Below are 12088 nucleotides of genomic sequence, written 5' to 3' on the forward strand. Positions count from 1 at the left end.
GGCATATGTTAGGAAAAAGAGACAACGGGAAGTCTCATGAAATGAGAGAAGCCGGAAGGCTTCTCTTTTTTTGAAACTACAGTGGGCATGAGTTCGTATACATATAGGGCATATTAGCTGTGAGGTGAAGATTTTGGGGGAAATGATAAAAGATTGGTTACAGAATGCGACAGTGAGACGGTTTTTGATCTTGCTCTTGTTCTGTTTAATTTTGTTCAGTATGGGGAGTATGCTGCACATGATTCTGCTGTTGTTCCTGGTGACATATGTCATGAACAGGTTACAGCATTTCATTACAGGTGGTCTGAATCGATTGTTTCCGATCAATTATAAAGTTGTGGTCATCCTGCTCTATATGATTGTGATCGCAGTCATTGTGCTTGGCATTTCCAGATATTCACCACGGATCGTGGATCAGGTCGTTCAGTTGACGAACGAGATTATGAAATTTCTGGATAGTGCAGACGGTGATAATTTTGCATCCAAAATTGCGGGTTATCTTCAATCCTTTGATATCAAAAATTACACCAATGATGCATTGAAATATATTTTTGCTTTGAGCAAATGGCTGGAGTTTATTCTGCTCGTTATCATTCTGAGTCTGTTCTTCTTGTTGCAGAAGCAGGAGATATCCAAGTTCACGTCCAAGTTCAAAACAAGTAAAATTGGATGGTTCTACAATGAAGTAGCTTATCTGGGAGACAAGTTCGTGTCTTCTTTTGGTAAAGTTATTGAGGCTCAGCTTCTTATTGCGGTGTTTAATACAGTGCTGACGATACTGGGCTTATGGATTCTGGGTTTCCCGTATTTGTTCGCTCTGACCATTCTGGTGTTCATGCTCAGTCTGGTTCCCGTTGCGGGAGTTATCATCTCACTTGTACCGCTCTGTCTGATCGGGTATCAGATGGGTGGACTGAAATTAAGCATAATTGTAATCATCATGATTATTGTTATTCATGCTTTGGAGACGTACTTCCTGAATCCAAAACTGATGGCACACAAGACCAAATTGCCAATGTTCTACACCTTTATCGTACTAATTCTGTCGCAACACTTCCTGGGGATCTGGGGACTGATCATTGGTATTCCGATCTTTGTCTTCCTGCTCGATATTCTGGATGTGAACAAGATGGAGAAGACAGAAGAGCCGGTACGTGTGGAAACGAAGTTATAACGCAGAAAAATCAACTGAGTTTAACCCCAATTCTACAACTTCAGAATTTTCATAAAAGTAAAAGTGCCTTCTATATGTAAGGCACTTTTTTGTTGGCAAGACCGTCATTCGATAACTTTCTGCATGAGAATGACAGGTGGCAGGGTGCATAAGACGAGTCACCCTATATGAGGGGGCGAAGTCCATCTTTTATGAATGGAACGAGTGAAGATGTAATATCATGAGTTGAGGCTTCCTCTGTTATGGAGGAAGGAATAAAGCGTGCGTTTATTAATGAAGGTAATAAGATTGTATACGTATTCAAAAATGCTATGTGATGTGGTTCACAACCCTGGCAAAGCATGATGTATCCGAGGTCTTATCGTCTTGACCCAGGCGTATCCTTCAATTATAGTTGGTACGTAGGACTTAAACTATTTTAGATAGATAAAGGTGGCTTGCAGCATGTCTGAGAAAATCTACGTTGGGGTCGATCTCGGCGGAACAGCAATTAAGGTCGGTATATGCGATGAACAAGGTCAGCTAATGCATACGTATGAAGGACCGACTGAAGTGGATAAGGGCGTAGACACGGTCATCGCCAACATCGAGAAGTATGTCCGACATATCGTATCCGAATCACCTTACAGTTGGGAACAGCTTGAGGGTGTAGGCGCTGGAGTGGCCGGTTTCACGAATGTACGCGAGGGAATTATCGTTCATGCCCCTAACATCGGATTTCGGAATGTAGCCATTCGTTCGATTCTGGAAGAACGTCTGGGCAAGCCAATAAAAATAGATAACGATGCAAACGTGGCTGCACTGGGTGAAGTATGGGCAGGAGCCGGCAAAGGCGTAGACAACTGCGTATGTTATACACTCGGTACGGGTGTTGGTGGTGGCTTGATCTTGAATGGTAACATTTATCAGGGTTTCTCCGGTATGGCGGGAGAGCTGGGTCATATCAGTGTTGTACCTGATCTGGAAGCCATAAAGTGCGGTTGTGGTAAAATGGGATGTGTAGAAACAGTATCTTCTGCAACAGGAATTATACGTATGGCGAAGGATGCAGTAGAACGTGGTGATCATACGTCACTGGCACTCGTCGACAAGATTGCAGCCAAAGAAGTATTTGATGCTGCGAAGGCAGGCGATGAAGTGGCACAGCGCATTGTGAATCGTGCGGCCTTTTACCTGGGCAAGTCCATGGCTACTGTAGCAGCTGTCATTAACCCGGAGATGTTCATCATCGGTGGCGGCGTATCCAAAGCGGGCAATTTCTTGTTTGATGAAATCCGTACTGTGTTTGCTAAGCTGACGCCAGAACCGTTGCAAGATGGGGTTCAGATTCTGGAAGCTACACTTGGTAATAATGCAGGTATTGTGGGTGCAGCAGGTCTTCTCTTGCGTTCCTAGTACCCTCGTAACAATATATGAAGACAGCAATATGATAAGGAGGGGACATTTATGCTTGAAGGTGAAGGATCACCAGGCACAGGCGCCACGCTCATTATCATTACGGGCATGTCGGGGGCAGGTAAAACCATTGCAGTACAAAGCCTGGAGGATCTGGGTTTCTTCTGTGTGGATAATCTGCCGCCGGTATTGATTCCAAAATTTGCGGAACTAATTGAACAGTCAAATGGCAAGATTGGTAAGGTTGCATTGGTTATCGATCTGCGCGGGCGTGAATTCTTTACGGCTCTGTCCGAGTCTTTGAACTATATTAAAGATCATTTTACCATTCATTGCGAGATTTTATTCCTGGATGCTACAGATTCTGTACTTGTTCAGCGTTACAAAGAAAGCAGGCGCAGACATCCACTGGCTCCTGAGGGCATGCCGCTGGACGGCATCCGACTGGAACGCAAGATGTTGGAGGAACTCAAAAACTCTGCGACTCAGGTACTGAATACAAGTACGATGAAGCCTGCTCAACTGAAAGAACGCATCATATCCCGCTTTTCTCATCTGGAAAGCCAAATGCTGTCGGTGAATATTACGTCGTTTGGATTCAAGTATGGCATTCCGATTGATGCTGATCTGGTGTTTGATGTACGTTTTTTACCGAATCCGCATTATATTGATCATTTGCGACCGAATACGGGACAGAATAGTGATGTGTACGAATATGTTATGAAGTGGCCAGAGACACAGGCGTTTCTGACCAAGCTGCTGGATATGCTGCATTTCCTGATTCCGCAATACCGGAAGGAAGGCAAAAGCCAGGTTATTATTGGAATCGGCTGTACCGGAGGCAAGCATCGTTCGGTAGCAATATCGGAATATTTGGGCAAGATGTTGGGAAGCAGCGAGACAGAAGCTGTCACCGTGAGCCATCGCGACGCTGACCGGGACCGTCATTGAAGAGGGTGAAGGGATGAAAGAGGCCGGACCACGAAGAGAACGTCCGAGAATAGTTGTAATGGGCGGCGGAACCGGATTATCCGTGATGCTGCGCGGTTTGAAAGAGAAGCCGCTGGATATCACGGCCATCGTCACGGTTGCAGATGACGGTGGAAGTTCAGGCATCCTGCGCAATGAGCTACAGATGCCGCCTCCGGGCGACATTCGCAACGTGCTTACGGCACTGGCTGATGTAGAACCATTGCTTTCAGATATGTTGAAGTACCGTTTCAATACAGGCGCGGGGCTTGCAGGCCACAGCTTGGGGAATTTGATTTTGGCTGCAATGACGGATATTTCAGGCGACTTTGTGACCGCAGTGCGGGAGCTTAGCCGCGTGTTTGCCGTTCGAGGTGAGGTATTGCCAGCAGCCGGGCAGGCCGTTGTGTTGCATGCGGAGATGGAAGATGGGACAATTATTACAGGTGAGTCCAAAATCCCTGAGGCGGGTGGACGCATCAAACGTGTTTTCCTTGAACCGGATCACGTGGAGCCGTTGCCAGAGGCAGTAGAGGCCATTCGTCAAGCTGACGCCATTCTGATCGGGCCAGGCAGCCTCTATACAAGCATCCTTCCCAATCTGCTCGTACCTAAGCTTGCAGAAGCTGTGGTAGAGGCTGATGCGGTGAAGATGTTTATCTGTAATGTGATGACACAGCCGGGAGAAACAGATAACTATACGGTAAGTGACCACCTTAAGGCGGTACACGAGCATATAGGTCATCAGCTCTTCGACTATGTTATCGTAAATAATGGTGATATTCCGCTGCAAGTGCAAAATAAGTATGCGGAAAAAGGAGCAAAACCGGTTGTACTGGATATGAATGTACTCGAAAGTGCCGGCTATCAGGTGGTTGCGGATACCCTTGTTCTGTTCAAAACCTATCTGCGACATGATGCCGACAAGTTAAGTCATCACATCTACCAACTGGTACAAAATTGGATGTTACGGAAGAGGTGAAGTCCCATGTCGTTTGCAGCACAGACCAAAAAAGAGTTAACCATGATCGAGAGCGAACCGTGCTGCGAAAAGGCGGAACTTTCAGCCCTCATCCGTATGCTTGGTGCAGTGCAGTTATCGAATAAAAAAGTGATCTTGGATATTTCGACGGAGAATGCCGCGATTGCAAGACGGGCATACTCTCTGCTTAAAAAGCATTTTCAAGTGCATACGGAATTACTGGTCCGCAAAAAAATGCGGCTGAAAAAGAACAATGTATATATTGTTCGTATTCCAACCATGGTACAGGAGATTCTCAATAGTCTTCATATTGTATCTGAGGGCTTTCTCTTTACCCCAGGGATCAGTACGGAATTGTTTCAGCAAAACTGTTGTAAACGGGCCTATCTTCGCGGTGCATTTCTGGCCGGTGGATCGGTTAATAATCCGGAAGGTTCCTCTTACCATCTGGAGATTGCGTCTATGTATGAAGAGCACTGTCAGGCACTGGTTGACCTGGCCAATGAATTTCTTCTGAATGCCCGGTGTATAGAACGGAAAAAAGGATTCATCCTATACATTAAGGAAGGCGAGAAAATCATTGAGCTGCTCAGCATCATTGGTGCTCATCAGGCCTTGTTCAAGTTTGAAGATGTACGAATTATGCGAGACATGCGAAACTCCGTTAACCGGATTGTCAATTGTGAGACCGCCAACCTGAACAAAACGATTGGAGCGGCCGTAAGACAAATCGATAATATCCGGTTGTTACAAAAGGAAGTTGGTCTGGAATCTTTGCCTGAGAAACTTCGCGAAGTGGCGGAGGTTCGACTCGCTCATCCGGATATCAACTTGAAGGAAGTTGGCGAGCTCCTTAAAGGTACAGTCAGCAAGTCGGGAGTGAACCATCGGCTTCGTAAAATTGATGAACTGGCTGAGAAAGTACGCACAGAACGTTATGGTTAAGACGGTAAGTAACAAGGTCGGCTGTTTCTGCTGAACAGAAAGGTCAGGAAAGTCAGCCGTTAAGGATCTGGGAGACTCACTTAGGTCATTGGATGCGCTGTGCAAAAGATGAAATTAGGGCAAGATAATGTCCTCCAAAGCACCCTGAGTTTTTTCTTCTAGTGTCCTGCACGGGTTAATGGTATAATGTTGTTTAAATATAATTGTGTATTTAATGTCCAGATTTCATAATAGGGGGTAAGTTTCCATGACAAAGCACCCGGTAGTTGTCCGTTTGAAAACGGGTCTCCATGCCAGACCTGCGGCACTGTTCGTTCAAGAAGCGAATAAGTACTCGTCTGAAGTGTTCGTCGAGAAGGACGACAAAAAAGTTAATGCAAAAAGTATCATGGGGATCATGAGCCTTGCAATTAGCACAGGTACGGAAATCCAGATTAGTGCAGAAGGCGCGGATGCCGAACAGGCTGTAAACGCTTTAGTTAGTCTGGTAAGCAAGGAAGAGCTCGAAAACCAATAAGATATGATCAATCCAATGAAGAAGTCCCGAAAGGGGCTTTTTTGCGTTTTTCACGTTTATGCTATCGTCAAGTGCAACATTATGGAATTTGTCCCGTCTGTTAAGGTATCAAATCGATTAAAGTTTGAGATGTTAACACATAAGGAGGCTATCGTGATGGGTAAACAATGGATGAAACCGTTTGGTGCAGTGCTGGTAGCAAGTACGTTGCTTGTAGGAGGAACCGCATGGGTTGCGCCAGGGAACTATGCTTATGCTGCAGAGGTTCAAGGGGTACAACAGAATGTGATTAACGTCGTGGGTAAAGGTGAGATTCAGGTGAAGCCTGATATTGCTTATCTGTCCATTGGTGTGAACAGTACTGCAGAGACAGCTGCATCTGCTCAAAAAGCGAATGCTGCCAAAGTTCAAAAGGTATCCAACTTGCTGAAGAATACGTGGAAGATCAGTGCAGACGACATTCAAACCAGTCAGTTCTCTGTACAACCCAATTATACGTATAGCGAAAAAGACGGACAACAAATCAAAGGATACACAGCGCATCATACACTGACAGTCACGTATCGTCAGATGGACAAGATTGGCGAGCTGCTCGATGCTGCTTCAGGGGCGGGTGCCAACAATATTGAGAACGTACGCTTTACTGTAGAAAATCCGGAAAGTTATGAATCCCAAGTGATTGAGAAAGCTGTTGCCAATGCAGATGTGAAAGCTGGCGCCATTGCAAAAGCAGTTAAACGTCAACTGGGTGCTGTTCTTTCCGTGAGCCAAGGTGATGCCAATGTGCCTGTATTCTATGCAAGCGAGGCGTTGATGTCCAAAGCACAAGATACAGCAGGTGGTACGGAGATTGAAACAGGCCAGGTTAAAGTAAGTACAATCCTGAATATCACGTATGAAATGAAATAAAAGATCGAATTAAGGACTGTAAGCTCAAGTAACCTTTATAAGTGTCATTTGAAGGGTACAACGAAATAATGACAAAGACTTTGTCCTGTGGACAGAGTCTTTTTTTGTTGGAAAAGCAAACTTTGACGAAGTTAGATAGGGGGATACCTTTTTGAAGCAACATGAAATGCTGTATATTGGTATCTTTTTTGTATAGTTGTTCGTGACAAAAAGGTCATAACCCATTATATTTTCCGCCTGATATTCATCAACATTGTAACTCGAGCTGTAAACCTTTCCGAAATTGGGTTAATTATAATAGAGAGGTGAGCGTATGAGATATGCGATCAGGTCAGGATTACATACGCAATGATCCCTAATTGTGAATTCAGAGAGGAGTTTTATATATGACATCATGGAAAAAATGGACAAGTGCATTGCTTGCAGCAGGAATTATTGTAGGTAGTGGTTCGGTATGGCAGGACAGTTCGGTTCAGGCAGCATCGGTATCCTCTAAAGTGACAACCCCGGCTGAGGTAACTCTGAAATCGGGTGGAAAAACACTGACTCAAAAAGGGCTTCTTCAAGGTGGATCGACATGGGTCTCTCTTACGGCAGTAAAAGATGTAGCGGGTGGAACGCTGAAATATGATGCGAAAACCAAGTCATATACGGTAACAGCAGCCAACAATGCGATGACCGTTAGCCTGATGGATGGACAACCAAACGTGTACATTAACGGTTATTACCCTCAGGTGGAAGCAAAATTGATTCAGGGTCGATTATATATTCCATTCTCAGCAATGAGAGATTATCTGGGTGTACAGGGGAATTGGGATGGCAAAACCAAAACGTTGACACTCAGCAAGGTGAAACAAAATAACGTTAAAATTAAAGCGGCAACAGTTAATGTCACTGTAAAAAATGCTGAAGTCGATGTTCAATATCCGCAAGTGAGTGGACTTGCCAGCAAAGAAGCTGAAGCGGCAATCAACAAAGTGCTGAAAGACGAAGTGGATGCTTCTGTAGCTGACTTCAAGAAACAGACATCTGAATTCGGCGGTGCAACAGCCAACCGTCCATATGCATTTGAGAGCTCTTATGTAGTGACGTACAACGAAAAAGGCGTGCTGGGACTCATTACACAACGATACGAAGATTATGCTGGCGCTCATGGTATGACAACCCGTACGGGCCACACCTTTGCACTGGACACAGGCAAGGAGCTTACGTTAGATGATGTGCTGCAAAACAACAAAACCATGCGTGAGACGTTGGGTAAAAAAGTCGGCGAACAGCTGAAAGCTCGCGGTGGATACCTGGAAGGTTATAAAGGGTTGAATAAAGATCAGGATTTCTATGTGACACCAACGGGTGTGGTCGTGTTCTTCCAGTTGTATGAGTATACGGCGTACGCAGAGGGATTCCCTGAAATGCCATTCACGTATAAAGAACTTCTCCCTAAAGGAACTGAACCTTTCAGTAATGTATCTGGAACCAAATAAAGAAATCATTATTATGCACTCTTAAGTTATCTTTCTTATAAAATGAAAAAAATAAGCCCTCATCATGATTATGATGAGGGCTTATTCCCGTATAGACAACACAATGGGGTGTTGCTGACGTTAGGTGTTGATATGTTAACTCGTAGACCGGGGTCTACATAACACTTAAATGCCTTGGGAACCTACGTTTTCGATAACTTTATCAATGATACCGTAATCGGCGGCTTCAGCAGCACTCATGAAGTAGTCACGATCTGTATCTTTCTCAATCCGCTCCAGCGGTTGACCTGAACGCTCAGAGATGATGCGGTTCAAGGTATCACGCATTTTCAGGATGCGGCGAGCACGGATTTCGATGTCGGAAGCTTGACCTTGTGCACCACCAAGTGGTTGGTGAATCATAATTTCACTGTTTGGTAATGCAAAACGTTTACCTTTTGCACCGGCATTCAGCAAGAATGCACCCATGGAAGCCGCCATACCTACACAGATGGTAGATACATCCGGTTTGATGAACTGCATTGTATCGTAAATCGCCATACCGGCTGTAATCGATCCGCCTGGGCTGTTGATGTATAAGTGAATGTCTTTCTCCGGATCTTCCGCAGCCAGGAACAACATCTGTGCCATAATGGCATTAGCCACTACGTCATTAACATCGCTACCAAGGAAAATAATACGATCCTTCAGCAATCTGGAGTAGATGTCGTAGGCGCGCTCACCCCGGTTGCTCTGTTCAACGACCATTGGAATAAAACTCACGTGAAAAACCTCCTTGGAATGTAAATGTTATTGGTGTTTATACTTAAACTGTTACCGTATTACCCACATAATAAACAATTCCAAACAAAAAGTCAAAGAAAGTCAAACTAACTTGCAAAAAAAAGAAACCTTTCCGGTTTCATTGGTTAAATGGGTTATGAGCTGTTAAATAAAAATGGCGCGCCCGCCAAGAATCGAACTTGGATCTCAGGCTTCGGAGGCCTACGTCATATCCATTGGACCACGGGCGCACATTATGTGACAGCAATAATGATTATAGCTCATGAAATATTTAATTGCAAGCAGTTCGTTGTGGTATTGGTTTGGATTAACCTAAAAATGATCATGATGAAGAAGAGTGGATAAAGAGTACATTTAAGTAAATGCTATTAGAGGTTTTGGACATGCCGTATGAAATGTGATTCTGAGCGATATGTAGATTGAATTCATTCGTTTCTTCTATATATGGTATGCGTGAGATAGTCCTAGATCATGGAAGTCTAGGATTGTGAAAATAGGCGCGTACAAACGCTGAATGCGTGTCGAAATAACACGTTGAAACACTTGCATGTCACGTCAGTTTTAGGTAGAATAGACGTGGGACTTAAAAAGTTAACCCGGGACGTTTTAGGGCCACGAAAGAGAGCTTAGAACGAGAACTTGCGGGAGTGGAAAGCATGCGAACGATTTTAGAAGTACAAAAGCAGCTTCTGCCTGATCTCATGGATATCTTGAAAAAGAGGTATACGATTCTGCAACAGATCATGTTATCGGATGTGATCGGACGGAGAACGTTAGCTAATTCCATGCAGATGACCGAGCGGGTTCTGAGGGCTGAGACCGATCTGTTAAAGGCTCAGGGACTTATTGAAATTGACAGTGCAGGAATGAAGATCAGCGAGGCAGGGTATGATTTGCTGCAGCAGTTAGAGCCCGTAGCCAAAGAGTTGTTCGGATTATCCGAGCTGGAAGAGCGCATCAAGCAAGCCTACGGTCTGCAAAAGGTAGTTGTGGTTCCTGGTGATTCGGATATTTCTCCATTTGCCAAAAGGGAACTGGGCAGAGCCGGAGCGAAGGCTCTCGGCAATATCATGAGTGATAACGACGTTGTCGCCGTTACTGGCGGTTCAACAACGGCCGAAGTCGCAGAACAACTAAATCCGCCAACATCGCTCAAAGGTGTCTGGTTCGTACCGGCACGCGGTGGACTTGGAGAAAGCCTTGAAATTCAGGCAAATACGATTGCATCTACAATGGCAAAGCGGGTAGGGGCGCAATACAAACTCCTGCATGTGCCGGATTTGCTTAGTGATCATGCCTATGAATCATTAATCCAGGACCCCAGTGTTCAGGAGATTCTGCAGCTGATTCGGAAATCGCGGATTGTTATTCATGGAATTGGTGATGCCGTGGAGATGGCGACAAGACGTAAACTTGCGACGGAGATTATAGATGAACTTCAGGAGCAAGGTGCCGTATCTGAATCTTTCGGTTATTACTTTAACGATCAGGGTAAGGTGGTACATACCATGCTTACACTGGGTATGCGACTTCAGGATATTGAACGAACCGATGTTGTGATTGGAATCGCAGGTGGCAAAAGCAAAGCTGCTGCTATACATTCTGTGTTGCGATTTGGTCAGGAAGATATTCTGATTATTGATGAGGCTGCTGCCGAAGTCATCGTTGCTGAAATGGAATAAGGTTTTACTTTGAATCACAACTATTGTTGTCTTGACGGACTTCACCGTCTGTCTTGAATATATAAGTTTCATAAAAAATTAATCAAAACTTGGGAGGAACTTACTCATGATTAAAGTAGGTATTAACGGTTTTGGACGTATCGGACGCTTGGCATTCCGCCGTATTCAAAATGTAGCAGGCATCGAGGTAGTAGCAATCAACGACTTGACTGACGCTAAAATGCTCGCTCATTTGCTCAAATATGATACAACTCAAGGTCGTTTCGATGGCGATGTTGAAGTACACGATGGCTTCTTCAAAGTGAACGGCAAAGAAGTTAAAGTATTGGCTAACCGTAACCCGGAAGAACTTCCTTGGGGCGACCTGGGCGTAGATATCGTTCTGGAATGTACTGGTTTCTTCACAACGAAAGAAGCAGCTGAGAAACACTTGAAAGGTGGAGCTAAGAAAGTTGTTATCTCCGCACCAGCTACTGGCGACATGAAAACCATCGTTTACAACGTAAACCATGAAATCCTCGACGGTACTGAAACTGTAATCTCTGGCGCATCTTGCACAACAAACTGCCTGGCACCTATGGCAAAAACACTGCAAGACAAATTCGGAATCGTTCAAGGTTTGATGACTACAATTCACGCTTACACTGGCGACCAAAACACGTTGGATGCTCCACACCCTAAAGGTGACTTCCGTCGTGCTCGCGCAGCAGCTGAAAACATCATCCCTAACACAACTGGTGCTGCTAAAGCAATCGGCCTGGTAATCCCAGAACTGCAAGGCATCCTTGATGGTGCAGCTCAACGTGTACCAGTAGCTACTGGTTCCCTGACTGAGCTCGTAACTGTTCTGAACAAAAAAGTAACTGCTGAAGAAGTTAACGCAGCTATGCAAGAAGCTTCCGATCCAGAAACTTTCGGATACACAGAAGACGAAATCGTATCTTCCGATATCCAAGGAATCACTTTCGGTTCCCTGTTTGATGCAACTCAAACTAAAGTTCTGACTGTTGGCGACCAACAATTGGTTAAAACTGTAGCTTGGTATGACAATGAAATGTCCTACACTGCACAATTGGTTCGCACTTTGGAGCACTTTGCAAAAATGATTAAGTAATATCTGCAATAACATAGAGCGGAAACAGATGCTATATTGTTTCCGCTCTTTATATATCTACATTTTGCAAATTTCTCAAAAACACCAGGATTGACAAGGGATTTTAGCTCTTGATTGGTCCACCAAATACATGG

Annotated in this window: 11 protein-coding genes and 1 tRNA gene; 10 read left to right on the top strand and 2 right to left on the bottom strand. The window is 44.6% G+C overall.

The annotated features are described in order from the left end of the window. The first annotated feature begins 142 nt into the window (after positions 1-142). The 8 genes from MHB85_RS00860 to MHB85_RS00895 all read left to right on the top strand — a co-directional run bounded on the left by MHB85_RS00860 (position 143) and on the right by MHB85_RS00895 (position 8375). Positions 143-1174, top strand: coding sequence for an AI-2E family transporter (locus MHB85_RS00860; protein ID WP_036616412.1), 1032 nt, complete (start codon positions 143-145; stop codon positions 1172-1174). Positions 1175-1618: 444 nt separating this feature from the next. Then, a complete protein-coding gene (locus MHB85_RS00865; protein WP_091012026.1) occupies positions 1619-2569 on the top strand; it encodes an ROK family glucokinase in 951 nt (316 codons plus the stop codon). 51 nt (positions 2570-2620) lie between these two features. Next, positions 2621-3520 (top strand): RNase adapter RapZ, encoded by a 900-nt coding sequence (gene rapZ, locus MHB85_RS00870; protein WP_017691251.1) that lies wholly within the window; start codon positions 2621-2623, stop codon positions 3518-3520. A 13-nt stretch (positions 3521-3533) separates the two neighbouring features. Beyond that, positions 3534-4520 carry a gluconeogenesis factor YvcK family protein gene (locus MHB85_RS00875; protein ID WP_017691250.1) on the top strand — a complete coding sequence of 329 codons (987 nt, stop codon included), beginning with the start codon at positions 3534-3536 and terminating at the stop codon, positions 4518-4520. Positions 4521-4526: 6 nt separating this feature from the next. Continuing rightward, on the top strand, positions 4527-5465 hold the full coding sequence (gene whiA / locus MHB85_RS00880; RefSeq protein WP_341072239.1) for a DNA-binding protein WhiA: 939 nt from the start codon (positions 4527-4529) through the stop codon (positions 5463-5465). Positions 5466-5712: 247 nt separating this feature from the next. Continuing rightward, complete coding sequence (locus MHB85_RS00885; RefSeq protein WP_017691248.1) at positions 5713-5982, top strand: HPr family phosphocarrier protein; 270 nt, start codon at positions 5713-5715, stop codon at positions 5980-5982. 156 nt (positions 5983-6138) lie between these two features. Beyond that, on the top strand, positions 6139-6891 hold the full coding sequence (locus MHB85_RS00890) for an SIMPL domain-containing protein (RefSeq protein ID WP_047841458.1): 753 nt from the start codon (positions 6139-6141) through the stop codon (positions 6889-6891). A gap of 386 nt (positions 6892-7277) precedes the next feature. Beyond that, a complete protein-coding gene (locus MHB85_RS00895; protein ID WP_192136222.1) occupies positions 7278-8375 on the top strand; it encodes a stalk domain-containing protein in 1098 nt (365 codons plus the stop codon). A 165-nt stretch (positions 8376-8540) separates the two neighbouring features. On the opposite strand, the gene clpP is transcribed toward MHB85_RS00895, so the two are convergent. Continuing rightward, positions 8541-9137 carry an ATP-dependent Clp endopeptidase proteolytic subunit ClpP gene (gene clpP, locus MHB85_RS00900; protein ID WP_017691245.1) on the bottom strand — a complete coding sequence of 199 codons (597 nt, stop codon included), beginning with the start codon at positions 9135-9137 and terminating at the stop codon, positions 8541-8543. Between the two features lie 176 nt (positions 9138-9313). Further along, positions 9314-9388 (bottom strand) — tRNA-Arg (locus MHB85_RS00905). A gap of 426 nt (positions 9389-9814) precedes the next feature. Here MHB85_RS00905 and MHB85_RS00910 point away from each other — a divergent pair. Together MHB85_RS00910 and gap are read left to right on the top strand one after the other, a co-directional pair. Beyond that, complete coding sequence (locus MHB85_RS00910; RefSeq protein WP_091012030.1) at positions 9815-10840, top strand: sugar-binding transcriptional regulator; 1026 nt, start codon at positions 9815-9817, stop codon at positions 10838-10840. A gap of 106 nt (positions 10841-10946) precedes the next feature. Further along, positions 10947-11954, top strand: coding sequence for a type I glyceraldehyde-3-phosphate dehydrogenase (gap, locus tag MHB85_RS00915; protein WP_017691243.1), 1008 nt, complete (start codon positions 10947-10949; stop codon positions 11952-11954). The last annotated feature ends 134 nt before the right edge of the window (positions 11955-12088 follow it).

The sequence above is a fragment of the Paenibacillus sp. FSL K6-4396 genome (assembly GCF_038002525.1).
GTDB classification, from domain to species: Bacteria; Bacillota; Bacilli; order Paenibacillales; family Paenibacillaceae; genus Paenibacillus; species Paenibacillus amylolyticus_B.